Source organism: Pandoraea anapnoica (assembly GCF_902459765.1).
GTDB lineage: Bacteria > Pseudomonadota > Gammaproteobacteria > Burkholderiales > Burkholderiaceae > Pandoraea > Pandoraea anapnoica.
This window is the reverse complement of the sequence record NZ_CABPSP010000004.1, coordinates 376,668-401,887: the sequence shown is the minus strand read 5'-3', so window position 1 is coordinate 401,887 and position 25,220 is coordinate 376,668. Positions and strand designations below refer to the sequence as shown.

Below are 25,220 nucleotides of genomic sequence, written 5' to 3'. Positions count from 1 at the left end.
CGTCGTGCACATTTGTGCGAATCGGGCACGCCACACGGGCGTTGCCAAGGCATCTTCATGAACCATCTGGGCACCATTCTCGTCACCGGCGGCGCCGGTTACATCGGCTCGCATACGTGTGTCGAGCTCCTGGCGGCGGGCTACGAAGTCGTCATTCTCGATAACCTGTGCAACAGCCACCGCACCGCCGTGGCGCGCATCGAGCGCATTGCCGGGCGTGCGCCCGTGTTCGTCGAGGGCGACGCCTGCTCGGCGAGTGTCATGGAAGACGTATTCACCCGTCACCGCATCGACGGCGTGATCCACTTCGCGGCACTCAAGTCCATCGGCGAGTCGCTTCAGAAGCCTTTCCTGTACTACAAGAACAACCTTGGTAGCCTGCTGACGCTCATCGAGACGATGGACCGTCACGACGTGCGGCATCTGGTGTTCAGCTCGTCGGCGGCGGTGTACGGCAATCAGGTGTCAGTCCCGGTCGAGGAGACGGCGGCGCTGTCGACCGCCAATCCGTACGGCCATACGAAACTGATGGCCGAACAGATGCTGACCGATACTGCCCAATCGGATCCGCGCTGGCGTATCGGTGTTTTGCGGTACTTCAACCCGGTTGGCGCGCACGAAAGCGGGCTGATCGGCGAAGATCCGGGCGGCACGCCCAACAACCTGATGCCGTTCGTCGCGCAGGTCGCCGTCGGCAAGCAGCCGGTCCTCAATGTCTATGGGGGCGATTGGCCCACGCCGGACGGCACCGGTATTCGCGATTACATCCATGTCGTGGATCTGGCGCGCGGCCATCTGGCGGCACTGGCCGGGCTGGCCAAGCTCGACGCCGGGTTCACCGTCAATCTCGGCACGGGGGAAGGGCGCAGCGTGCTGGAAGTCGTGCGCGCCTTCGAGGCCGCCAGCGGCCGTGAGGTGCCGTTCCAGATCGTCGAGCGCCGGTCGGGCGACATCGGCATGTCGTACGCCAATCCGGCGCGTGCGCAGGCGCTGCTGGGCTGGCGCGCCGAGCACGATCTGGCGCGCATGTGCGCCGACCACTGGCGCTGGCAGCATCAAAACCCGAACGGCTATCGCTGAGCGGGCAGCCCCGTGCGATATGCCTCTCAGGCATATGGATATGTCTTAAATGACGTTGGGGATAAATGAAAGCAATTCCCAATTGGGGTAAAATAGTGGGGTTTTCCCGTCCATAACCGATAGTGCGTACACCTGATGCGCCTGGAGTTCGGGCATCGGGGCCGTCAAGGATGGCCTGCGAAAGCGTCATTCAGGCAAGTTTGGCTGTGCGGGGCAATCAACCCGTTGAGCCGTGCCGAAGCGCTGTGCCGCCGCCTCCGTTAAACGTCAAGTCAATATGAGCATTCAGAATCAACAGACCGTGCTGGAAGTCCACCACTGGACCGACACGTTGTTCAGCTTCAAGACCACTCGCGACGCTTCGTTCCGTTACGTCAATGGCCAGTTCACGATGATCGGCCTGGAAGTCGACGGCAAGCCGCTGCTGCGCGCCTACAGCATGGCGAGCGCCAATTACGAGGAAGAGCTGGAGTTCCTGAGCATCAAGGTGCAGGACGGTCCGCTTACCTCGCGTCTGCAAAACATCAAGCCGGGCGACAAGGTGATCGTTGGCCGTAAGCCGACGGGCACGCTCATCGACGACAACCTCCTGCCGGGCAAGAACCTGTATCTGCTCTCGACGGGCACGGGCCTCGCGCCGTTCATGAGCATCATCCGCGACCCGGAAGTCTACGATCGCTACGAGCACATAATTCTGGTGCACGGCTGCCGCTTCACCAGCGAGCTGGCCTACCGCGATCTGATTACCCAGCATCTGCCGGAGCACGAGTATCTGGGCGAGTATGTCCGAGACAAGCTGATCTACTACCCGACGGTCACGCGTGAAGAGTTCGAAAACCAGGGCCGTATTACGGAACTGGTCGAGTCGGGCAAGATCTTCACGGACATTGGTCTGCCGGAGTTTTCGCCGGAACACGACCGCGTCATGCTGTGCGGCAGCCCGGCCATGCTCAAGGACACCCGCGAGCTGCTCGAAAAGCGCGGCTTCGTGGAAGGTCACAACCACGCGCCAGGTCATTATCTGGTCGAGCGCGCGTTCGTCGGTTAAGGCGAGCGATGGTGTGACGGCGGTGGCGACTTGCGCTGATTCAATACATCATGCATCGCTGTCGTAAGGTATTTGGATTGTCTCGGGCGTGGTAAACCAGGCAGTTCGACAAAAGGTCGGGTTCTTTTCGTGGAACCCGACCTTTTTGTTTTTTTGCGCTCATCACGGCTCATTAGCGCAAGACAAGGTGAAGCGTGTTGCCCGCTTGGATGTTGTAGTTGGCAAGTGCTCGACCATCTTCAAGTTGTTTGCCCGCAAATATTAATCTTTGATTTTCCGGTGCAATCCCTTCCTTTTCCTGAAGCTTTTGCTTGACAGCCTCAGTGGTGTCAGACGGGTTGACTTCCAGAGCAATGTCCTTGCCCGTCAACGTCCTGACCGTTATTTGCATATTCGACCTCACTGAATTGACTGACTTGTGATGGCGCTTTGCACTCAATCCATCAATGTTGTACCGCGCGCCTGTGCTGTAGCGTGGCGAAGGCAGCAGGAAGCGAATGAAAGCATAGCTACCGTCAACCTAGAAAAATCGTAGTGCCGAGGTCGTGGCGTTTCAAGGTCGGGCACATCCCGTTACACAGCGTCTTGCCAGTCGAGATGTATTGCGTCTTCTCGAAACGAATGAAAGGTAGATCGAGAATGGGTCAGGCGTCGCATAAAGCGACGCCATGTGTTGCTGACGGACGGAAAATGAAATGTCGCGCTGGGAACGCCATCCGACGATTCGGTCCTTAGATTATCGAGAGGTGTTTCCAGCATCGGCGCGAGGCCAACGTGCCGTATCGATCAGAAGTCCATCGTGGCGCTGGCGAGGAACGTGCGGGTCGAGCCGGGCAGTACGAACCCGTTGTACGTGGTCGTCCAGTAGTGCTTGTCCGTCAGGTTGTTGATGGCGGCACGCAACACGACGGACTTGCCAGCGATGCGGGTGGCGTACTTCGCCGACACATCGATCGTCGTATAAGCCGGAATCGACAACGTGTTGGCGGCGTCGACTTCCTGCTGCCCCGTCACCTTCACGCCTGCCGCCACGGTCAGGCCGCGCACGAACGGGGTGTCGTACTCGACACGACCGGTGACGACATAGCGGGGTGCCGCGAAGATACGCTTACCTGCGACGTTCGGATCGTCGACGTTCACGGCCTTCGTGTTGAGCAGCAGCACGCCGCCCATCACACGCCAGTCACGCGCCAGACGTACCCAGCCGCTGGCGTCGAGCCCCTGGAAGCGCTGCGTGCCGTCCTGCACGTAGAAGTTCGACACGTTGGTATAGCCGTAGCCGCGTTCGACGCGGAACAGCGCCAGATTCGCGCCCCACGACTGCTTGTCCGCCTTCCAGCCCACTTCGTATTGCTTGCTCTTGAGCGGCCCATAGGTCGTCGGATAGTTGCTGTCGGTGATGGAGGCCGAGCCGCCCGGTTCCAGCGATTCGACGTAGCTCGCGTAAGCGGTCGAATCGTTGTCCGTCTTGTACATCAACGCCAGCGTCGGCGTGACGGGCTTGGCCTTGTACGACGTGCCGGTTTGCCCGTAGATGTCGTACAGGTCGTCGTTGAACTGCGTGTAGCGCAGGCCGACCAGTGCCGAAATACGCGACGTGATGTCGACGGTGTCGCTCGCAAAAATCGCGCGTTGCGAGATCTTTTCGCTGCGATACGGCTGGTAATCCATGCCGATGTCCTGATTCGGCAGCAGCGACGGGTTGTAGATGTTGCTCGTGCCGAGCGAAATGCCGTTACCGCCCAGGCCGTTGTCGTTGAGCTTCACCTGCGTTTGGTAAGACACACCGAACACCACGTTATGCTTGAACGGACCGGTCGCAAACTTGCCTTCCACCATGGCGTCCCATGCCTGGTAGTAGTACGCGGTCTTCCACTTGTACTGCGTGTCGCTGTAGTCACCGGCCGAGTTCATCACGTAGAGGAAGCTGTCGCCGTTCAGACGATTCTGACGTGCGAAGCGATACTTGAAGTTCGCTTTCCATTGATCGTTGATGCGGTAGTCCAGGGCGGTGCCAGCCGTCAGTGCGTCGGTTTCGTAGTAGGTGAACGGTTGGGCGAGATTGCGTGCGACCTTGTTGGCGTCGGGGACTGCCGTCGCGCCGCCGAAGCTCATGCCGAACAGCGTGCCCGTCGTCTGGCGCTTCCAGTAGGCGACGTCGGCCGACCACGTCAGATCGGGAGTGATGCGGAAGTCGGTCGCAAACGAGATCGTCTTGCGGCGCACGTGGTTGTTCGGCTCGGCGGTATTGCCTTCCTCGTTGACGAGGTTCAGGCGATAGCCGAAGCGGTTGTCGGGACCGAAGCGTCCGCCCAGATCGAGCTTCTGGCTCCACACGTTGCTGGCTTCATAGCCGACCGAGAACTGACGCAGCGGCTCGTCCGTCGGGCGTTTCAACACGTAGTTGACGATGCCGCCCGGTGCACCGAAGCCGTACATGAAGCCGGACAGTCCCTTGAGCAGCTCGACCTGTTCGAACGGTTCGAGCGGGATGTCGGCCTGCCACGAGACGAAGTTCTGACCGTCGATCTTGGTGCCGTCGAGCATGTCGACGCGCATGCCGCGCACCGCAAAGTACGAATTTTCGTTGCGCTTGTTTTCCGAGAGTGTGGTGACGGCCGGATCCCACTTGAAGGCATCCGTCGCCGTCTGCGCCATCTGATTCCTGATCTGTTCGCTGTTTACGCCGACGACCGAGAACGGCGTGTTCACGGCACGCCGCGTGCCGAGTGCGCCGCTCGTCACCCGTTCGACTTTAACGTCTTCATCGCGATTGCTCGACACGGTCGTCGTGGGCAACGCCGCCGTGTCTTTCGCGGCGGGTTGCCCGTCCGACGCTTGGGAAGCCTGTGGCGCTTGTTGTGCATAAGTCGTGCCGGACACGAAGGTCAGCGACGCGGTGCAGATGGCGAACACGCCAGCGATGGCACGTGTGATGGGCGAGGGGGCAGGCACGTGTTGGGGGTGATTCGGGTGTTGATGCGTCAGGTCGTGCGCGGCGCGAGGACGAGCGAATCCGCGCCCTGCGAGCGGGCGGTGTTGCAACATCGGTACATCTCCCTGTAGGTGACGCGCCGTGTGCGGGCGCGTCCGTCGTGAATCGATCTTTTATTTGTGGGGCGTTTGCGGCATGACTTGTGGCGTGGCCTGGTCCGTCGCAGTCGGGTGCGCCCAGACGCTGTTCGGGTCGCCGCGCCGTGCACGACGCCAAGTCGCTCGCGCGAACAGCCCGAAGATCGCGGCACCGGCGAGGGCGATCAGATCGACGCCAGCGAGCACCCAGTCGCCATTGGCCAGCGTCCGCACGAGATTGTCGGGCGTGAACGTCGCATCGACGGCGGGAATCGCGAGGCAGGCAAGCGCAGTCGCCACGAGCAATCCGGTCGCCGCCACCGCAGGTGCGGTTAGCGCGGCGAAGAGCATCGATAGCACGAGCGTGACGACAAAGATCGACAGCGACGTCGCGCCCGGCGCAACCACGGCAGCGACGAACGCCACGGCAATGCCAAAGCAGGTGCCAAGGAATACGCCAGCCGTTGCCTTGGCCATCCATTGCAAATTGGCAGGCTGAATGGCGGCATTGCGCTTGCGACGCGATTCGAGCCAGAGCAGATTGCCGCTATACACCAGCACGGCACCCATCAGGCCGAGGATGAAATACACCCAGCGCATGACGTCGCCCGCGAAATTACCGAAATGTGCGCCGTAGATCATGCTGAGCACGGCGTGATTCGCGTCGCGTACACCGGGGCTGTGCTGGCCGACGATTTCGCCGTCGTTCAGACGGACCGCCACGGCACCGAAGACGCCCAGCGAGTCGTTCGCTTCGCCATAGACTTCGGCCACGGCGTCCGGTTTGCCGTAGCGCGACCATGCGACGGCCGTCGTCTCCAAATCAGGAGCTGCGTGTTCGGCGTGTGCCAGCACCGCTTGAAGATCGAGTGGCTTGCCATCGACCGGTGCGATCTTGGCCGGAACGGCGCCCGTCATCTGCAAGAACTGCGGGGCGAGCTTGTTCTCGAACGTCAGCACGTTGAACGCCATCATCAGCGGCAGGCTCAGGCACAGCAGTGCACCCGTGAGCGCAAAGACGATATGAAACGGCAAGCTCAGTACGCCGATGGCGTTGTGTGCGTCTTGCCAGAAGCGCTTCAGATTGCGTCCCGGACGCAGCGCGAAGATGTCGCGCGTCACGCGCGGCAGGTGCACGATCACGCCGGAAATCAGCGCCATGCCGTAGAACAACGACACCACGCCCATCAGATACAGGCCGTAGGTCGGAATCGAGAGCGAGTAATGCAGCGAATTGACGGTGTTCGACAGACCGGGGCGCGCATCGCCCGTGATGAGGGACGATGCAGTGCCGTCCGCATTCAGACGCAGTCGTGCCTGCATCCATTCGCCATCGGGCTGTTGCCAGTAGGCGAAAGGCATGGGCGAATGACTGGGCAGCACCACGCCCATTTGCTCGCGGGCCGCAGGGTACTGCGCGCGAACCATCTCTGCGAGCTGCTCTGTTTGCGCGAGCGAGAGCGGCGCGTGACGCGTCGCCGGCTGCTCCCAGCGTTCGATTTCGTGATGAAAGACGGTCAGTGCGCCGCCGAGCATGGCGACGAACAACGCGAAACCGGCCACGATGCCGGCCCACGTATGGACACTCAGGTATTGACGAAGCGTTTGGGCGCGCATAGAGCGATCCTTACCAGACGATGCGCGCCAGCAGCAGCGCGGCCCACGCGACGACAGTGGTCGCGCCAATGCCGATCCACGCACGCGCGGCCGTACGGCTCGCATAGACGACGGCGAACAGACCCAGCCACACGAGCGGGAAGAGGGCGATGACGGGGATCGCGGCGGTTTGCCAGCCAGCCGGTGTCATGTAGGCGATGGCACCACACAAGGCGACGGCGGCGAAGAAGCCGAGCACAAGGCCCGCGAAGGTTCTACTCCACATGAGCGTCTCCGCGCAGCCAGTGCCAGCCACCCGCTGCATACGGCCAGAAAAGCAGGCCAAAGCACAGCGACATGAACGCGGATGCAATACCGGCCGACGGACCGGCGGCCAGCCACCAGCAAACAAGGCTCGCGATCGCCGCGACCAGGGCTATCGCGCGCGCGGGCTGTGCCGCCAGGCGGTGCGCGCGCAATCGCTGGTGTTCCGAAGTGAGGTAGCAGGCAGCGCCTGCCAACCATGCCAGTGCAAGGGCCAATGCAATCAACATGCTCGCGAGTGACTGATAAGTGAGCGCAAAAAGCAGAAATACGGACGCCAAGCGGAGCGCCTTACGCCTGTTTTCGCGTTGTGCCGACGAAAACGAAATCGAAAACGAAAACGCCGCCCTGAGGCGACGTGGCTGGCAGCGCAAATCCACAGACGGTGTCGGTCGCTCGTTACATCATCACGATTAGTATCCGACGAAATGATGATGTAAACGTTAACGAAAACGATTCGCATTTATATCACGATTCGGACAAATCCTGAAAGAGTCGGTCCGAAATCCATAGTAAGACGTGGGACTTGCGTGGCGCGCAGACAACGACGCACGGGGCGTCGTTGCCGCTCAGGTGTGACGGCTCTAGTGATGCGCGGTCGGGACGGTGGCCGTCAGGCTGCTGGCTGGTAACGGTCCGCGGAACTGGCGGAGGATGGCCTGCCAGTATGGAATGACAGGGCCGGAGGAAGGTTGCGCGACGTTGATTTCCGGCAGCAGGTGCCAGGGCGCAGTGGGGTACTGATGGTGAACGCGGTGCAGATGGTGATTGAGCACGAGCAGACGTCCCCACGCGGGCGAGCGGAAGTTACGCGAGCGCGCAGGCTCGTCCATTGCCACGCCGTAGTGCGGCAGGTTGTCGGCAATGGATAGCCAGATGCCGCGCGCGACGAACGTCATCGCGAACACCGGCCACCAAGGACCGTACGCCCAGACCGCAGCACCCAGTGCGAGGAGCGTCAGGAGGAAATCGCGTTGAATGCGGCGGCGTCGCACCGGATCGGAGGCGAACATCACCACACGACGACGCACATCGTCGTCCTGCGGGTCGGCACCCAGTGCGCTTACCGCGAGCGTGGGCAGGCGCTTGACCGGCAGCCAGGCGATGAGCGGTGCGAACAGCTCTGTGAGCCACATGCCGCCCAGCAGGCGCGACTGATAGCCGAGCCAGCGTCTGGCGCGTGCGGCGAACGGTGCATCGGCGGGCAGGGTCGAGATGTCGGGACGGTCGTAGGGCTGACGCGTGAACCGGTGATGCATCAGATGCCCGAATCGCATGATCTCGAAGGGCAGTCCGAGCAGCAGGGAGAGCGAGCGGCCGGTGCGTTCGTTGGCGCGGGGCTTGAGGCGCAACTGGCCGTGGATGGACTCGTGAATTAGCCCCCAGTGCATGGGAGTGAGCAGGAGCACAGGCAGCAGCGTCAGCGACGCCATCTCACCCCAGTGGCGCAGCGCCCATCCCAGCCCCAGCCATTGCCAGAGTCCGGCGAGCGTCGTCAGGCCGATCAGCACGGGGTTCCAGCGCGACGGTCTGGCGTGACGCCACAGCGCGGGCGAGGGCGTCGCAACGCTCTCGACGGTGGCGCTGACGCAGGGCGTGGCGGCGTCGATCTCGACCGGGCGCGCAACGACGTTCTCCATGAAGTCTCCGGGGCATGGCGGACATGACGTGGCCTGACGTCTCCGATGTTGAACAGATTGCATGGATCGCATCGGGCAACGTAAGCGCCCGGGGCGGTGATCCGCCCCGTAGCGACGAGAGTGTATGTCGGGTGCCGGGATGGAAATATGTCAGTCGTATTGCGGCGCCTTACTTTCGTCGCATTTCCGTCATACGTGGCCGCTTTTTCGACGGACGGGCAGTTTTACTGAGGACTGCCAAGGCTATCCAACTGCTCGGCCCCGGCCGACGTCAACTGGGCGAGTTGCAGGCCGCGCTCGCCGTCTTCGAGCGAGACCCATCCGGCCTCCGTGAGCACGCTGAGGTAGCGCAGCAACGTGCTCATGGGCAATGCGCTACGCTTGGCCAGGCGCGCGAGCGACATCGACGCGCGGCCTTCGCGACGCCCGTCGGCGAGCGTTTGCAGCAGACGGGCGAGTTCCTGCTCCGCCTGTGCCAGTTCGCCGTCGGCGGTGGTGGAGAGCTCAGCCAAGGCGGCGCTCCAGCAATACCGGAACAGACTTGGATGTCGGGGTGCCTGCGCCGTCGGCAATGGCGTCGAGCGGTACGAGGCCGTTCGTCTCCGGGTAGTACGCGGCGATGCTGCCGCGCGGAATGTCGTAGGCGACCAGCAGGAAGTCGTCGGCGCGACGGGCGATGCCGTCGTTCCACACGCCGACGAGGTCGATGCGCTCGCCTGCGCGCAGGCCGCGCGCATCCAGATCCTCGATGTTCGCGAAGACGACGCGGCGCTGACCGAACACGCCGCGATACCGGTCGTTCAGCCCATAGATTGTGGTGTTGTACTGATCGTGCGACCGGATCGTGGCGAGTTGCAGCACCTCTACGCCGCGATCTCCCGCCTGTTTGCGGGCGATGTCGATGGGCAACTCGGCGGGTAGCGGGTGCGTGGTGAAGTTGGCACGTCCGTTGGCGGTGAGCCATTGGCGCTCCGACGGCGGCACCGGCAGGCGGAAGCCGCCCGGATGGCGCACGCGGCGGTTGAATTCGGCGAAGTCGTCGAACGTGGCGGCAATGGCGTCGCGAATGCGGTCGTAGTCTTCGGTGTACCAGTGCCAGTCGTCATGGCCGCCGACGGCTCTGCCCATCGTCGCCTGCGCCATGCCCGCGACAATTGCGGGCTCCGAGCGCAGATGCTCCGAGGCCGGGGCGTTGATGCCGTACGACAGGTGAACCATGCTCATCGAATCTTCGACGGTCACGCCTTGCACCGCACCGTTCTGCATGTCGATTTCCGTACGGCCGAGGCACGGCAGGATCAGTGCGTCGCGGCCGTGCACCAGATGGCTGCGGTTGAGTTTGGTCGCCACATGCACGGTCAGGTCGCACTGACGCAGACCTTCCCACGTCCGCGGCGTATCGGGCGTGGCCATCGCGAAATTGCCGCCCATCCCGATGAAGACCCGGATCTGTCCGGCGAGCATCGCAGAGATCGTGTCGACGACGCCCAGACCTTCGCGGCGTGGCGGCGTAAAGTCGAAGACCTGCCCGATCCGGTCGAGGAACGCAGCCGTCGGTTTCTCGTTGATGCCGACGGTGCGGTCGCCCTGCACGTTGCTGTGGCCGCGAACGGGGCAAAGCCCGGCACCCGGACGGCCGATGTTGCCGCGCAAGAGCATGAGGTTGACGATCATCTGGATCGTTGCCACCGCCTGTTTGTGCTGCGTGATGCCCATGCCCCAGGTCGCGATGACCCGCTCGCCACGCAGATAGACGTCGGCAATCTGGCACATCTGCGCCTGCGACACGCCGGATGCGCGCTCCAGATCGTCCCAGCGCTCGGCGCGCACGTCGGCGGCGAAGTCGTCGAAGCCGTGCGTATGTTCGGCAATGAACGCGTCGTCGAGCAGGGCGGGTTCGCCGTTGGCGCGGGCATCGGCGTCACGTGCCAGCACATGCTTGATGACGCCCTTCACGAAAGCGAAGTCGCCGCCGCTCGCTGGCGTGACGTAATGGCCGCTGATGGCCGTGCCGCCCATGCTCAGCATTTCGCCCGGACTCTGCGGGTCGGCGAAGCGCTCGAGACCGCGCTCATGCAACAGGTTGATCGAAACGATGGTTGCGCCGCGTTTGGCCGCTTCCCGCAATTCGCCGAGCATGCGCGGATGGTTGGTGCCCGGGTTCTGCCCGAACAACAACAACGTATCGGCCTGCTCGAAGTCTTCGAGCGTGACCGTGCCTTTGCCCAGGCCGACGACCGGCGGCAACCCCACGCTGGTCGGCTCGTGGCACATATTCGAGCAGTCCGGGAAGTTGTTCGTGCCGTACTGACGGACAAACAGTTGATACAAGAATGCCGCTTCGTTGCTCGTGCGTCCCGAGGTGTAGAACGCCGCCTGATCGGGGTCGGGCAATGCGCGCAGATGCTCGCCGATCATGGCGAACGCGGCATCCCAGGCGATGGGCAGATAGCGATCGCTGGCTGCGTCGTAGCGCATCGGGTGCGTGAGACGGCCGTAACCTTCGAGCGTGTAGTCGTCGAGTTCGAGCAACTCGGTGACGGTGCGCGCGGCGAAGAACTCGGGCGTCACCCGGCGCTTGGTCGCCTCGGCCGCGACGGCCTTCGCGCCGTTCTCACAGAATTCGAAGGTCGACGCGTGTTCGCGGTCCGGCCAGGCGCAGCCGGGGCAATCGAAGCCACTGGGCTGGTTCGCGCTGAGCAGCGTTCGCGCGCCTTTGAGCGGGATGCCTTGCGTGACGAGTTGGATGGCGACGTTCTTGAGCGCGCCCCAACCGCCAGCGGGGCGATCGTACGGGGCAATTTTCGGGGCAGACATTACGCGTGTTCGGGCAAGAGTGACCGGCGCATTGCGCCAACTTCGGGGGGGCGCAATGTCCAGAGGAAACGATTGACGTCAAATAGGCAAAATGATGCATAATTGCGAAACATTGCGCCAATGACTTCGTGCGAATGTTGAGCGGGAAATGCCCGTTAAATCGACGTTTGTAAGCATGTTATCAGGATTTTGCATAAATTGATTTATGCAATGAATAGCATATAAGGTGAGCCCTATGAAGCGTATCTCCATTGCCCCACAACTTCGTTTTCGCCATGACGGTAGCGACCTGCCGCTCGACAAGGTGTTGTCGCTGCTCACCGAAGTGCAGACGCACGGCAACTTGCAGGCCGCCAGTCAGGTGCTGGGACAGTCGTACCGTGGCGCATGGGGGCACGTGAAGGAAGTGGAGTCGCTGATGGGGGCGCCGTTGCTCACGATGGCTCGCGGGCGCGGAGCCGTCCTTACGCCGCTCGCACAGCGATTGCTCTGGGGGCAGAAGCGACTGCAGGCCCGGCTCGGCCCGTTGCTGGAGACGATGGCGTCCGAATTGCAGACCGAACTCGACGATTTGTTGCTTCAGGAAACCGACCAGTTGCGGCTCTTCGCGAGTCACGGCCTGGCGGTGGCGGCGCTGGTTGATTTCGCGGGACGCGCCGGTTTGCCCATCGACGTCAGCTATCGCGGCAGCATTGAAGCGATTGCCGCGCTGGCCAAGCACGAATGCGAAGTCGCGAGCTTTCACGTGCCGATTGGCGCGCTCGCCGAGCCGGTGCTCGACCAGTACATGCCACTGCTGAAAGGTAAGTCGTATCGCGTGGCGGACGTGGCGTCGCGACGTCTCGGTCTGCTCGTGGCGCGCGGCAATCCGCTCGGCATCCGGACGCTGGCGGATCTGCCGCGCACGGGCGCGCGCTTCGCGAACCGCGAGCGCGGGTCGGGCACGCGCATCATTTACGACTTGTTGCTGGCGCAGGACGGTATCGATCCCTCGGCGGTGGCCGGTGCCGAGAACATCGAATTCACGCATGCCGCCGTCGCTGCGTATATCGCCAGCGGACGCGCCGACGCCGGCCTTGCTATTGAAGCCGCCGCGAGTCAGTTCGGCCTCGATTTCATCCCGATCCTCACGGAGCGTTATTGCCTGATGTTCCCGGAGAGCGGCAGCGAGTCCCCGCATCTTCAGGCTTTGCTTGAGATTCTCCAGAGTGGCGAATACCGGCAGACCGTTCATGCCATCCCGGGCTACAGCGAAGGGGCGACGGGACGAGTGACGTCGTTGTCCGAGGCATTCCCGTTACTAGGGTGAAGTTTCATATGTATTCTCATGCATATACGATGCGGGACGTTTTTCATTGACCGCCCCCCGGCCCGCATGGGCTGGATGTCTGCATCATGTTGCTATGCAGCGCGAACGGTCATGTGAGGGTATCGGTATTTGCACGAGGCTTGTTGGGACGGGGCGTTTGGTCTACTGTCGTAAGGACTGAGCCCCCAAAAGACCTGTTGTCATCATATGCAATCAAGAACATATGAAACGCGGTCTTGCCCCAGGAGACAATTCGAGATGGTGCCCACACCTCATGCGACGCTCGCGCCGCTGCTGGCTCGCCACGCTGGCCGCGCACACGAGTTGTTGCCGTTGCTGCATGCCTTGCAGGACGCTGACGGCTACGTCGATCCCGCTCACGTGCCAGCCATCGCTGCCGCGCTGAATCTCTCTCGCGCCGAGGTCCACGGCGTCATCACCTTCTATCACCACTTTCGCAGCGCGCCGCCACCATCGACCGTCGTGCAGGTCTGCCGTGCGGAAGCCTGTCGCAGTCGCGACGGCGAAGCGCTTGTCGCCCATGTCGAAGCCTGTACCGGCGCGCACATCGATGGCGACGCATGTAATGGCGTGGGCGTCGAATCGGTCTACTGCCTTGGTCAATGTGCGTTGTCGCCTGCCGTGACGATCAACGGTGAATTGCATGCGCGTGTGAGTCCGGCACGCTTCGACGTGCTGCTCGCCGATGCCGTCGCCAGCAAGGAGGGTCGTCATGACTGAGGCGTCGAAGTCTTTCCGTATCTACATCCCGCGTGACTCTGGCGCGCTTGCGCTTGGCGCGGACAGGGTGGCGGCGGCGGTAGCCGCCGAGGCGACCCGGCGCGGCGTTGCCATCGATATCGTTCGTAATGGCTCGCGGGGCTTGTTCTGGCTGGAGCCGCTCGTCGAGGTAGCGACGCCTGCGGGGCGCGTGGGATACGGCAACGTGCAGCCGTCGCAGGTCGCAGCGCTATTCGACAGCGGTTGGCCCGCGTGCGCAGCGAAGGACGCAGAGCGCAGTGTCTCGCAGGAGAATCCCGACGGAAGCTGGAATGCCGCCATGCCCGCCTGCGTGGGGCGCGTTGAGGCGATTCCGTATCTGGCGCGCCAGCAACGATTGACGTTTGCCCGCGTGGGTGTGACCGATCCACTGGACCCGGCTGATTATCTGGCGCACGGCGGCCTCGCGGGGCTTCGCGCCTGTCTCGCGCTCGACGCGGAGGCCGCTTGTCAGACGGTGCTCGACTCGGGGCTGCGCGGACGCGGCGGTGCGGCATTCCCGGCCGGTATCAAGTGGCGTACGGTGAGTCGCGCCGAATCCGCGCAGAAGTACGTCGTCTGCAATGCCGACGAAGGCGACTCCGGCACGTTTGCCGACCGCCTCATCATGGAAAGCGATCCGTTCGTGCTCATCGAAGGGATGGCGATCGCGGCGCTGAGCGTGGGCGCGAGCGAAGGCATTGTCTACGTGCGCAGCGAATATCCCCACGCCATCGCGGCGCTGGAGGCTGCGATGGCCGTAGCGCGTCGTGAGGGCTGGCTCGGGCCGGATGTCCTCGGTTCCGGACGCGCCTGCGAATTGCGCGTGGCGAAGGCTGCTGGCGCTTATATCTGCGGCGAGGAAACGGCGCTGCTCGAAAGCCTCGAAGGCAAGCGCGGTGTGGTGCGTGCCAAGCCGCCGATCCCCGCGCTGTCCGGTCTTTTCGGACAGCCCACACTCATCAACAACGTGATCACGCTGGCGAGCGTGCCGTACATCTTCGCGCATGGGGCACAGGCCTATCGCGAGTACGGCATGGGCCGGTCGCAGGGCACGCTGCCGGTGCAACTGGCGGGCAACATCCGTCGCGGCGGTCTGGTGGAACTGGCATTCGGTGTGACGTTGCGTACGCTGCTCGACGACTTCGGTGGCGGCACGGCGAGCGGGCGTCCCGCGAAGGCCATCCAGGTCGGTGGGCCGCTCGGCGCTTATCTGCCCGACGCGCAATGGGACGTGCCGATGGACTACGAGGCCTACGCGGCGTTAGGTGCTGTGGTGGGGCATGGCGGTGTTGTGGTCCACGACGACACGGCCGACATGGCCGGACTGGCGAGCTATGCGATGGAATTTTGCGCGCTCGAATCGTGCGGCAAATGCACGCCGTGCCGTATCGGGTCGACGCGTGGTGTCGAGGTGATCGAGCGGATCCGGCGCGGGGATACGTCCGCGCGTCAGGTGAAGTTGCTGCACGACCTTTGCGACACGATGGTGTCCGGTTCGCTCTGCGCGATGGGCGGCATGACGCCGTTCCCCGTGCGCTCTGCACTCGAACATTTCCCGGCGGACTTCGGTCTGCCCGACGGCGCCGGATGCGCCGAAGCTGCCTGACACGCCAACGTCCAAAGCCTGCACGTCTGAATGGGAGAACGACACATGATCCATCCGAATGCACAAGTCTCGCCGGGCCACGGCCCGGACATGGGCACGCCGCGGCGTGAAAGCGAAGTCGAGGTCACGCTGGAGATCGACGGTCTGAGCGTGACGGTTCCGGCCGGCACCTCGATCATGCGCGCCGCAGCGGGCAACGACGTCAACATCCCCAAGCTCTGTGCGACGGATTCGCTCGAACCGTTCGGATCGTGCCGCCTGTGTCTGGTCGAGATCGAAGGGCGGCGCGGTTTCCCCGCCTCGTGCACGACGCCCGTCGAGCCGGGCATGAAGGTGCGCACACAATCACCGAAGTTGCAGGACTTGCGACGCAACGTGATGGAGCTTTACATCTCCGATCACCCACTGGACTGCCTGACGTGCGCGGCCAACGGCGATTGCGAGTTGCAGGACATGGCCGGTGTGACCGGTCTGCGCGAAGTCCGCTACGGCTTCGACGGCGATAACCACATTCACAGCACCAAGGACGAGTCCAATCCGTACTTCACGTATGACCCGTCGAAATGCATCGTGTGTAACCGGTGCGTGCGGGCTTGCGAGGAGACGCAGGGCACTTTCGCGCTGACGATCTCCGGGCGTGGCTTCGAAGCGCGCGTCTCGGCCGGGCAGGATCAGCCGTTCATGGACTCGGAGTGCGTGTCGTGCGGCGCTTGCGTGGCAGCGTGCCCGACGGCCACGTTGCAGGAAAAGAGCATCGTCGAAATGGGGCAGCCCGAGCATGCGGTCGTGACGACGTGCGCGTACTGCGGCGTCGGCTGCGCGTTCAAGGCGGAGATGAAGGGCGGCGAGGTCGTGCGCATGACCCCATACAAGGACGGTCTCGCGAACGAAGGCCATGCCTGCGTCAAGGGGCGCTTCGCCTGGGGCTACGCCACGCACAAGGAGCGGATCACCAAGCCGATGATCCGCAGCAAGATCACCGATCCGTGGCGCGAAGTGTCGTGGGATGAGGCGCTCGATTACGCAGCGTCGGAGTTCCGTCGGCTGCAGGCAAAGTATGGTGTCGACGCCATTGGCGGCATCACCTCGTCGCGCTGCACGAACGAAGAGACGTATCTCGTGCAAAAGCTCGTGCGTGCCGCTTTCGGCAATAACAACGTGGATACCTGCGCGCGCGTCTGTCATTCGCCGACGGGTTACGGGCTGAAGCAGACGCTCGGCGAGTCCGCCGGTACGCAGACCTTTAAGTCGATCGAACACGCCGACGTGATTCTGGTGATGGGTGCGAACCCGACGGACGGGCATCCCGTCTTCGCCTCGCGACTCAAGCGGCGTGTGCGCGAGGGGGCGAAGCTCATCGTGATCGATCCGCGTCGCATCGATATCGTCGACGGACCGCACGTGAAGGCGGCGTTCCATCTGCCATTGCGTCCCGGCACCAACGTCGCGATGGTCAATGCGCTGGCGCACGTGATCGTCACCGAGGGACTGCTGGCCGAGGCGTTCATTGCCGAGCGGTGCGAAGACCGAGCGTATGCACAGTGGCGCGATTTCGTGGCGCTGCCAGAGAACTCGCCGGAGGCGGTGTCCGTGGTGACGGGCGTGCCTGCCGAGCAGATTCGCGGCGCTGCGCGTTTGTACGCGACGGGTGGCAACGCAGCGATCTACTACGGGCTGGGCGTCACGGAGCACGCGCAGGGCTCGACCACGGTCATGGGCATCGCGAACCTGGCGATGGCGACGGGCAACGTCGGGCGCGAAGGGGTCGGCGTGAACCCGCTGCGCGGACAGAACAACGTGCAGGGTTCGTGCGACATGGGCTCGTTCCCGCACGAATTGCCGGGCTACCGGCATGTGTCCGATACGTTGGTGCGCGAGGAGTTCGAAGCCGCGTGGGGCGTAACGTTGCAGGCCGAGCCGGGGCTGCGTATCCCGAACATGTTCGACGCGGCCATCCACGGCAGCTTCAAGGGACTTTACTGTCAGGGCGAAGACATCGTGCAGTCCGACCCCAACACGCAGCACGTCGCGGCGGCGATGGAGGCGATGGAGTGCATCGTCGTGCAGGACATCTTCCTGAACGAGACCGCCAAGTATGCGCACGTGCTGCTGCCGGGCACGACGTTCCTCGAAAAGGACGGCACGTTCACCAACGCCGAGCGACGCATTTCTCGCGTGCGCCGGGTGATGGCACCGTTGCCGGGCATGGCCGACTGGGAAGTCACCATCGCGCTGGCCAAGCGCCTGGGCTACGACATGCCTTATGCGCATCCGTCCGAGATCATGGACGAGATTGCGCGGCTCACGCCGACGTTCCATGGTGTGAGTTATGCGCGTCTGGACGAAGCGGGCAGTCTGCAATGGCCGTGCAACGACGAGGCACCCGACGGCACGCCGATCATGCACGTCGACGCCTTTGTGCGCGGTAAGGGGCGCTTCATCATCACGCGTTATGTGCCGACGGACGAGAAGGTCACGCCGCGCTACCCGCTGCTGCTCACCACGGGGCGCATCCTCTCGCAATACAATGTCGGAGCGCAGACGCGCCGCACGCACAACGTTCACTGGCACGACGAAGACCGGCTCGAAATCCATCCGCACGACGCGCAGGAGCGGGGCATCAAGGATGACGACTGGGTCGGCATCCGGAGCCGGGCGGGCGAGACGGTGCTGCGCGCGATGCTCAGCGAACGTATGCAACCCGGTGTGGTTTATACGACGTTCCATTTCCCGGAATCGGGCGCGAACGTCATCACGACGGATAACTCGGACTGGGCAACGAATTGCCCGGAATACAAGGTGACGGCCGTGCAGGTGCTGCCGGTGGTGCAGCCGTCGGCGTGGCAGGCCAAGTATTCTTCCTTCAACCGCACGCAACTCGAATTGCTCGATGCGGCCCGCAACCCTGCCGAACCGGTATCGGCGAAGTAGGGGCGCGAACCCCTGGAATGACCTGGAGTCAGTGTTTGACGATGTCCAACCCGTTACGTGAAGTGGGTGAAGCCCGCGAAGCCAGTGAATTGGCAGGCGATGCCAGCAATGAGATCGATGGCATCGCCGCGCTCGTATGCGACGTCGCGCCGACAGCCATCGACCCCGAAAGCCTCTCGCCTCACGCGACATTCGCCGTGCGGCGTTTCCGTCATGGCGCGTGGCAGGCGGCGAGCGACGAACTCGCCGAGGAAGTGCCCGTCGCGCTGGAGTTCAACGGTATTTCGCATGTGGTGATGCTGGCGACACCGGCCGATGTCGAAGACTTCGCGCTGGGTTTCGCTTTGTCGGAAGGCATTCTTAACGACCGGCGCGAGTGTTATGGCGTGGACGTTTCGGCGACCTCACTGGGTATTACCGCGCACCTCGAAGTGTCGTCGCGTGCTTTTGCCGGGCTTAAGGAACGGCGTCGCAATCTGACGGGGCGCACCGGATGCGGACTTTGCGGCACCGAGAGTCTGGATCAGGTGTTGCGGCCGTTGCCGTCCGCTGGCGAGCCGTTGCGAGTGACCCATGCGGCACTGGCGGCGGCGCATGAGGGGCTGGCAGCGCATCAGGCGCTCAACGGCGTGACCGGTGCAGTGCACGGCGCGGCCTGGTGCTCGCCGCAGGGCGAGATCGTTTGTCTGCGGGAAGACGTCGGCCGTCATAACGCGCTTGACAAACTCATCGGGGCGCTGGCCCGCGAGGGGCGTGCGTTCGACAGCGGTTTTGTCCTGATGACCAGTCGCGCCAGCGTCGAGATCGTGCAGAAAGCGGCGCAAGTCGGCATTCCGATGGTGGCGGCCGTGTCGGCGGCCACGGCGCTGGCGGTGCGTACGGCGCATGCGGCGGGTGTGGCGCTTGTCGGCTTCGTTCGCGGCGAACAGTGCGTGATTTACACCGGCGGGGCGGCGCTCGACGAGCGCGTCTGACGGCCGTGACCCTGACGGAGCGGGAGACTTTCGATGGACGGCAACAACCTCGTGCGTATGGCTAACCGCATTGCAGACTTCTTCGACTCCTTGCCCGATCGCGAAGAGGCGCTGGATCAGGTCGCGACGCACCTGCATAAATTCTGGGATCCGCGCATGCGTTCGCAGATTCTGGCCCTCGTCGACACCCCGGACGGTGAGGAAATGCATGCGCTCGTGCGGGAGGCCCTGACGCGCCACCGTGCACGCCTGACGCCAGCGGCCTGACGCGACGCGCGAGCCTACGCTGCTCGCGGTATAGTAGGGGGACGGTCGCGCACCGGCGCGGCCTTACCAGCGGAGGACTTGATGAGCGATACCCCCACGCGCAAGCCCGGCCCACAGCATCCTCACAAGGAGGACGCCGTGGAACGCGACCTCGACGAAGCGCTTGAAGAGACGTTTCCGGCGAGCGATCCCGTGTCCATCGAAGTCGACAAACCGAAGCGGGTTCCCGGGTCGCGCCCCAGCGAGACGAAGTGAGTCGATCGCAGCCCCGTCCGGCGGGGCCGCGGCAGAAAAATAAATCTCAGGTCCGACGCGGGTTTGCCGCCCGGGCGGGCCGAATTCGTGGCAAAATGCCGCGCCTGACTCTCTCAGGCTGGGACTGTAGGAAATAAATGGCGGCAGGTACGGTAAAAAAAGTTCGACGCTACGCGCTGGAAACCATCGACGTGATGGGGCAGAGCGGGCTTGGCGTCGTCGAACGCCCGGATGGGCGTTTCGTCATGTATCCGGAATATTGGACACAGACGCAGGCGCTCAGCCAGAAAATGCGCACGCTGTATCGCCGTAATTGCCAGCTCGAATACCAATTGGCGAAGCTCACCCGCGAGCTCGACCGTCTGCGCAGCGTGGTCGACACGCCGCGTCCCGCCGGTAATCCGCAGGCGTCGCTGCCCGGCACCGACGTGCCACAGCCCGAACCCAAGCTCGAACGCAAGACGACCGGCGATCTGCCGCCCCGACGACGTAAACGCGCCGCCTGAGCGCCATTGCCGTTACGACGCCATGTGATACAGCGACGACGTCAACGGCCATGACCCTGCAAGTCCTCCCGATTCATCTGGTTACAGCGAAACTCCAAGTCCTCGTCATTTCCCATTAACAGTCAGCTTATTGCCCGCTTCGCCGACCATCATGGCGCTTACCGCATCGCAACTTGAAACCTTCCGTAACGACGGTTATCTGATCCTTCCGCGCTACGTCGCGCAGGCCGACTGCGAGGCGATTCTGGTCGATGTGCGAGCGCAGTTGGCGGCGGCCACGCTACCGCTCGAGTTCGAAGCCGACGTGGGTTATGAGGGCGCACCGCAATCGCGCGACGCCGAGGGGGGCCAGACGGTTCGCCGTCTGCTCAAGGCTTACGATCGCGGCGATGCACTTCGCCACTGGGCCACGCGCCCGGACCTGATCGAATCGCTTGCTCAGATCTTCGGCGAAGACGTGGTGCTGACGCTCGCGCACCACAACTGCGTGATGACGAAACATCCTCACTTCGGTACGGCAACCGGCTGGCATCGCGATATCCGCTACTGGTCGTTCCCCGAGAACTCGTTGGTTTCGGTCTGGCTGGCGCTGGGGCCGGAGACGCGCGACAACGGGGCGCTTCGCTTCATTCCCGGTTCGCACCGCGAGCAGCTCCAACCGCATCAGCTCGATTCGCTGGACTTCTTGCGTCCCGACGAACCGGACAATCAGCCGCTCGTGGCGCGTGGCAAACAAGTGGAACTTGCACAAGGCGATGTCGTGCTGTTCCACAGCGGACTGTTTCACGCGGCTGGCCGCAATGAAGGTGACACCACTAAATTCTCAGTCGTGTTCGCGTACCGGGGCGAAAGCAATCCGCCGAAACCGGGGACGCGTTCTGCCTCGGCAGGCGAGGTCGAACTCGGCCACTGATGCCAATTTGGGTGCTTTCCTAAACCGGTAGGCACCTTTTCCCGCGTAGACTCTCCGGCCACCCTTGTGGTGTCGCGCGCTGGCGCACGTGATCCGCATCGTTCCGATAACGATGCCGTGCCATGCCAGTAATCTGCCTGACGCCATTCCAATGAACCAGTGACGTGTCGCTCCCGCGCGGTGCCAAGCCGCGTGGAACGAGTGGCTGCACGTCCGTTTCCGGAGGAGACACGTGTCCCATTTGCCCATCTCACCTGCTGCCCCAGCGGCATCGCCCGTTGCAACCGAAGCCTCGGGCGAAGCGAGCCGTGCCACCTGGGGATCTCGGCTGGGTTTCGTGCTCGCCGCCGCTGGCTCTGCCGTTGGCCTCGGCGCGGTCTGGAAATTTCCGTATGTCGTCGGGCAGCACGGTGGGGGGGGCGTTCCTCGTCGTCTATCTGGCCTGTGTGCTGACGCTCGGCGTCGCCCTGTTGCTGGCAGAGATGACGGTTGGCCGTTTGACGGGGCAGTCCATCACGACCGCGTTGCGCACGCTCGGCGGACGCGCCTGGGCCTGGGTCGGGCGCATCGCCACATTCAATGCGTTCGCGATTCTCTCGTTCTACGTCGTGGTCGGTGGCTGGACGGTGACGTACCTGATGCGCGCGTTCACCGGCTCGGTCCTCGCGAACGATACGCAGCGGCTGGTCGCCGAGTTCTCGGCGTTCACCGCGAATCCGGTGGCGTTACTCGCGAGCATGGGGGTGTTTCTCGGTCTGACGGCGTTGATCGTCGCGGCCGGTGTACAGAAGGGCATCGAGCGGGCAGGCAAGTGGCTCATGCCCGCGCTGTTCCTGCTGATGTTGATGGTCATTGCCCGAGCGCTCACGCTGCCTGGGGCGATGGCGGGTGTGGCCTGGTTCCTTACGCCCGACTTTTCTATGATCTCCGGCGACACGCTGCTCGAAGGGCTAGGACTGGCGTTCTTCTCGTTGTCGCTGGGGGCGGGCATGATCGTGGTCTACGGATCCTATTTGCCACGCGACGCACGGCTTGCCGGTTCGGCCGTCTGGGTCGCGACGCTTGCGACACTGGCGTGTTGCCTTGCCGGTCTGATGATCCTCCCGGCCGTTTTCGCGTTCGGCGTGCCGCCCGATGCCGGTCCCGGCCTCACATTCATCACCATGCCTGCCATCTTTGCGCAGATGCCGTTCGGCCACGCCATTGCCATCGCATTCTTCCTGCTGTTGCTGTTCGCCGCGCTGACCTCGGCCGTTTCGCTGTTCGAGCCGGTCGCGGCCTTTCTGATCGACGAATATCAATGGCGGCGTGGTCCGGCGGTCCTCGCAGTGTTCGTCGCGACATTCCTGTTCGGTGCGCCTGCGGCACTATCGTTCGGCGTCTGGTCGGAAGTACGACTGTTCAACCGCACGATCTTCGATCTGATGGACTACGTCACCGTCAATCTGCTGATGCCAGCGGGCGGGCTTTGCATCGCGATCTTCGTCGGTGCGTGCATCTGGCCCAAGGCACGTACTGTGCTGGAAGGTTCGCGCGCGCAGTGGTTTGTACCGGTATGGCGCGTACTGCTGCTGGTGCTCACGCCGATTGCCATCTTCGGCGTCTGGTATCAGACGTTCTAAGACTTAGACTCGGATAGGTGGACGCGGGCGCTGACCACGGCAATGGCTTCAGTACCCGCGTCGGGTGGTGCCGATTTACGCCACCGGCGTGCGCATCGTCACCCATTCTTCGGCGGCCGTCGGGTGCACGGCGAGCGTGCGATCGAAGTCGGCCTTCGTTGCGCCCATCGACAGCGCGACGCCCAGCAACTGCACCTGTTCTCCTGCGTGATCCCCGACCATATGCGCACCGACGATCTTATCGGTCGCGCCGTCGACGAGCAGCTTCATCAGCATCTTTTCCTGACGGCCCGACAGCGTCGCCTTGAGCGGGCGGAAGGTGGCCTTGTACACCTTGATCTGTGTGTACTGTGCCCGGGCTTCACTCTCGGTCAGTCCCACCACACCGATTTCCGGCGTACTGAACACTGCCGTCGGAATCAGCTTGTGGTCGACGCGCGTGGTGCGCTCCCCGAACACCGTATCCGCGAACGCCTGGCCTTCGCGAATCGCCATCGGCGTGAGGTTGACGCGATCGGTGACGTCGCCAACGGCAAAGATCGACGGCACATTCGTGCGCGAGAACTCGTCGACGATCACCGCCCCCTTGTCGTTGAGTGCCACGCCACTGGCCGCTAGCCCGAGTCCTTGCGTGTACGGCACACGCCCCGCAGCGCTCAACAGCACGTCCGCTTCGTGCGCGCTGCCGTCCGACAGCTTAATGCGCAAGCCGTCCTGAGTCTTCTCTGCACGCTCGATCGTGCGCTCAAGCAGGATCTCGATGCCTCGCTCGCGATATGCGGCTTCAAGCGACGTCCGAACTTCCTCGTCGAAGCCACGCAGCAAATGCGGCCCGCGATGCACGACGGTCACCTTCGAGCCCAGCCCGGCGAAAACCCCTGCGAATTCCAGTGCAATGTAACCGCCGCCGATGATCGTAATCCGCTCGGGGAGCGATGCGAGATGAAACACTTCGTTTGACGAAATGGCGTGCTCGCGTCCGACGAAGTGCGGTTGATCTGCCGGACGGCCGCCCGTCGCGATCAGAATGTTGCGCGCGGTAATGCGCTCACCGGTGGCGGGCAGCACGACCGTGTGTGGGCCTTCGACTACGGCTCGCGCCGCGACGAGTTCGGCCCCTGCGCGTTCCAGGTTGGTCGTGTAGATGCCTTCGAGTCGCGCAATCTCGGTGTCCTTGCGCGCGATCAGCGTTTTCCAGTCGAACTTGGGGGAGGGCACTTCCCAGCCGAAACCGGCGGCATCTTCGAATTCGTCGGCAAACCGGCTGGCGTAGACCAACAGCTTCTTCGGCACGCAACCGCGAATGACACACGTGCCACCCACGCGAAACTCTTCCGCGACTTTCACGCGTGCGCCGTATTGCGCGGCGACGCGTGCGGCTCGCACGCCGCCCGAACCGGCACCGATCACGAACAGATCCACATCGAACTGGGACATTGCTGACTCCTTTATGTCATTGGGCGCACCGGACAGTCGGTCGATGGCCCCGTGCCGCTAGCGTTGAGCGATTGTGCCAGAGACATGCTCCCTACATCTGAAGGGCCCCGGCATTTTCGGACGCCTCCGAGCCCAGGGGCAGTCAACGCCCCATTGACCGCTGCTAAAACGCCGCCGTGCCTCGCCATAACGTTCGTCGTCCGTCAATTCGGGTTTTCGCACGGTCGTGCGCTTTTTTTGACCCACATCAAAGCGCCAGACGAAACGCAGGACGACAATCGAAGCGTCGAAAGTCGATCAATGCTTCACCGGCGAGCGTGGACACCGGCCTGCAAGGCGGTCAAAACGTATCGTCGATGATCAATCGCGGCCGCCGGATGTTTCTGAAGTGAAACAAATCTTGGGAATTCTTCGGACATCTGCGAATGGTGGAATAAGAAGTGCATAAGAATCAAACAGTTGTCTCTCGTGGTCCGAAATTTGCTCTGACTATCCCAAGACAGGCGGGGATCACCGCCGATACACGAGGATGTCATGACGAAGTCGCTTACCCGCCTGATGGGCGCCAGCTCGGCGCTGGCGTTGTTGTGTTGCTTCTGGATGGTGGCATCGGCACATGCCGCCAATCCGCCGCATCCCGTGAATTCCACCGGTGTGCAGGCGGCGACGAAGTCCGCAACGGCGCAGGCCAAGTCTGGCGCCCGGCCGACACGGGCCGCACGTTCGAAGCGTGCGGCCCGGGCGTCGGCCCGGGTGTCTCCCCATACGCCGCCGGGTTCGCCGCCGCCGGCGCTCGTAGGTGCGGCTCCCGCGCCGTGGCACGACGTATTCGCGGACGCGGGCGCGTGGGCGGCAGACCCGGTCATCGTCAGCGGTCGCACGCTAAGCGGGACGCTCGGCAATGCCGGGTTGACGTCGGGCGCGGACGGCATGGTGACCGGACCGCGCGCCGGACTCACAGGGCTGTATCAGACGCTCTGGCATCGCGCGTTGACCAATCCCGTCCTCAATACCCAACTGTTCGCCGGTGCACCGGAATACTTCGGACTGCATTTCTAGCT

Annotated in this window: 22 protein-coding genes and 1 pseudogene; 14 read left to right on the top strand and 9 right to left on the bottom strand. The window is 63.3% G+C overall.

All coding sequences use genetic code 11. The features are described from left to right. Positions 1–57 precede the first annotated feature (57 nt). Both galE and PAN31117_RS09865 read left to right on the top strand, forming a co-directional pair. Positions 58–1,080, top strand: a complete 1,023-nt coding sequence (gene galE, locus PAN31117_RS09870) for a UDP-glucose 4-epimerase GalE (RefSeq protein ID WP_150738030.1) — start codon at positions 58–60, stop codon at positions 1,078–1,080. A 277-nt stretch (positions 1,081–1,357) separates the two neighbouring features. Then, complete coding sequence (locus tag PAN31117_RS09865; RefSeq protein ID WP_044455659.1) at positions 1,358–2,128, top strand: ferredoxin--NADP reductase; 771 nt, start codon at positions 1,358–1,360, stop codon at positions 2,126–2,128. A 172-nt stretch (positions 2,129–2,300) separates the two neighbouring features. Here the strand turns inward: PAN31117_RS09865 and PAN31117_RS09860 are convergent, their stop codons facing one another. The 8 genes from PAN31117_RS09860 to PAN31117_RS09825 form a co-directional block, all read right to left on the bottom strand. Then, on the bottom strand, positions 2,301–2,519 hold the full coding sequence (locus PAN31117_RS09860) for a ubiquitin-like protein (protein ID WP_150738029.1): 219 nt from the start codon (positions 2,517–2,519) through the stop codon (positions 2,301–2,303). Between the two features lie 395 nt (positions 2,520–2,914). Next, the gene (locus PAN31117_RS09855; RefSeq protein ID WP_150738028.1) at positions 2,915–5,176 is read right to left on the bottom strand and encodes a TonB-dependent siderophore receptor; all 2,262 of its coding nucleotides are present in this window, start codon (positions 5,174–5,176) and stop codon (positions 2,915–2,917) included. A 60-nt stretch (positions 5,177–5,236) separates the two neighbouring features. After that, the gene (locus tag PAN31117_RS09850; protein ID WP_174990901.1) at positions 5,237–6,817 is read right to left on the bottom strand and encodes a PepSY-associated TM helix domain-containing protein; all 1,581 of its coding nucleotides are present in this window, start codon (positions 6,815–6,817) and stop codon (positions 5,237–5,239) included. A gap of 10 nt (positions 6,818–6,827) precedes the next feature. Beyond that, positions 6,828–7,082 carry a hypothetical protein gene (locus PAN31117_RS09845; protein ID WP_150738026.1) on the bottom strand — a complete coding sequence of 85 codons (255 nt, stop codon included), beginning with the start codon at positions 7,080–7,082 and terminating at the stop codon, positions 6,828–6,830. After that, positions 7,072–7,350 carry a hypothetical protein gene (locus PAN31117_RS09840; protein WP_150738025.1) on the bottom strand — a complete coding sequence of 93 codons (279 nt, stop codon included), beginning with the start codon at positions 7,348–7,350 and terminating at the stop codon, positions 7,072–7,074. Before PAN31117_RS09840 ends, PAN31117_RS09845 begins: the two co-directional genes overlap by 11 nt. Before the next feature lie 354 nt (positions 7,351–7,704). Then, positions 7,705–8,760 carry a fatty acid desaturase gene (locus tag PAN31117_RS09835; protein ID WP_174990900.1) on the bottom strand — a complete coding sequence of 352 codons (1,056 nt, stop codon included), beginning with the start codon at positions 8,758–8,760 and terminating at the stop codon, positions 7,705–7,707. A gap of 224 nt (positions 8,761–8,984) precedes the next feature. Further along, positions 8,985–9,272 (bottom strand): helix-turn-helix domain-containing protein, encoded by a 288-nt coding sequence (locus PAN31117_RS09830; protein ID WP_246188999.1) that lies wholly within the window; start codon positions 9,270–9,272, stop codon positions 8,985–8,987. After that, the gene (locus PAN31117_RS09825; protein WP_150738023.1) at positions 9,265–11,577 is read right to left on the bottom strand and encodes an FdhF/YdeP family oxidoreductase; all 2,313 of its coding nucleotides are present in this window, start codon (positions 11,575–11,577) and stop codon (positions 9,265–9,267) included. Before PAN31117_RS09825 ends, PAN31117_RS09830 begins: the two co-directional genes overlap by 8 nt. Positions 11,578–11,812: 235 nt before the next feature. Between PAN31117_RS09825 and PAN31117_RS09820 the strand changes: the two genes are divergently transcribed. The 11 genes and pseudogenes from PAN31117_RS09820 (at position 11,813) to PAN31117_RS09780 (ending at position 22,722) form a co-directional block, all read left to right on the top strand. Beyond that, positions 11,813–12,886, top strand: coding sequence for a substrate-binding domain-containing protein (locus PAN31117_RS09820; protein WP_150738022.1), 1,074 nt, complete (start codon positions 11,813–11,815; stop codon positions 12,884–12,886). A 258-nt stretch (positions 12,887–13,144) separates the two neighbouring features. Continuing rightward, positions 13,145–13,627, top strand: coding sequence for an NAD(P)H-dependent oxidoreductase subunit E (locus PAN31117_RS09815; protein WP_150738021.1), 483 nt, complete (start codon positions 13,145–13,147; stop codon positions 13,625–13,627). Continuing rightward, a complete protein-coding gene (locus PAN31117_RS09810; RefSeq protein WP_150738020.1) occupies positions 13,620–15,254 on the top strand; it encodes a formate dehydrogenase beta subunit in 1,635 nt (544 codons plus the stop codon). The genes PAN31117_RS09815 and PAN31117_RS09810 overlap by 8 nt, the downstream gene beginning before the upstream one ends. 45 nt (positions 15,255–15,299) lie before the next feature. Then, positions 15,300–18,185 (top strand): formate dehydrogenase subunit alpha, encoded by a 2,886-nt coding sequence (fdhF, locus tag PAN31117_RS09805; RefSeq protein ID WP_150738019.1) that lies wholly within the window; start codon positions 15,300–15,302, stop codon positions 18,183–18,185. Positions 18,186–18,226: 41 nt separating this feature from the next. After that, positions 18,227–19,159, top strand: coding sequence for a formate dehydrogenase accessory sulfurtransferase FdhD (fdhD, locus tag PAN31117_RS09800; RefSeq protein ID WP_246188998.1), 933 nt, complete (start codon positions 18,227–18,229; stop codon positions 19,157–19,159). Positions 19,160–19,192: 33 nt separating this feature from the next. Continuing rightward, on the top strand, positions 19,193–19,426 hold the full coding sequence (locus tag PAN31117_RS09795; protein WP_150738017.1) for a formate dehydrogenase subunit delta: 234 nt from the start codon (positions 19,193–19,195) through the stop codon (positions 19,424–19,426). A gap of 81 nt (positions 19,427–19,507) precedes the next feature. After that, complete coding sequence (locus tag PAN31117_RS27100; RefSeq protein WP_174990899.1) at positions 19,508–19,681, top strand: hypothetical protein; 174 nt, start codon at positions 19,508–19,510, stop codon at positions 19,679–19,681. Positions 19,682–19,818: 137 nt separating this feature from the next. Then, entirely contained in the window at positions 19,819–20,187 is a 369-nt protein-coding gene (locus PAN31117_RS09790) for a hypothetical protein (RefSeq protein ID WP_150738016.1), read from the top strand. A 151-nt stretch (positions 20,188–20,338) separates the two neighbouring features. Then, a complete protein-coding gene (locus PAN31117_RS09785; protein WP_150738015.1) occupies positions 20,339–21,100 on the top strand; it encodes a phytanoyl-CoA dioxygenase family protein in 762 nt (253 codons plus the stop codon). A 232-nt stretch (positions 21,101–21,332) separates the two neighbouring features. After that, a pseudogene (locus PAN31117_RS27800) lies at positions 21,333–21,467 on the top strand (hypothetical protein); the annotation flags it as partial. Between the two features lie 25 nt (positions 21,468–21,492). Next, a complete protein-coding gene (locus PAN31117_RS09780; protein WP_246188997.1) occupies positions 21,493–22,722 on the top strand; it encodes a sodium-dependent transporter in 1,230 nt (409 codons plus the stop codon). A 75-nt stretch (positions 22,723–22,797) separates the two neighbouring features. Here the strand turns inward: PAN31117_RS09780 and gor are convergent, their stop codons facing one another. After that, positions 22,798–24,159, bottom strand: a complete 1,362-nt coding sequence (gene gor / locus PAN31117_RS09775) for a glutathione-disulfide reductase (RefSeq protein WP_150738014.1) — start codon at positions 24,157–24,159, stop codon at positions 22,798–22,800. A gap of 534 nt (positions 24,160–24,693) precedes the next feature. On the opposite strand from gor, the gene PAN31117_RS09770 reads away from it, so the two are divergent. Then, positions 24,694–25,218 carry a hypothetical protein gene (locus PAN31117_RS09770; protein ID WP_150738013.1) on the top strand — a complete coding sequence of 175 codons (525 nt, stop codon included), beginning with the start codon at positions 24,694–24,696 and terminating at the stop codon, positions 25,216–25,218. Positions 25,219–25,220: the final 2 nt, after the last annotated feature.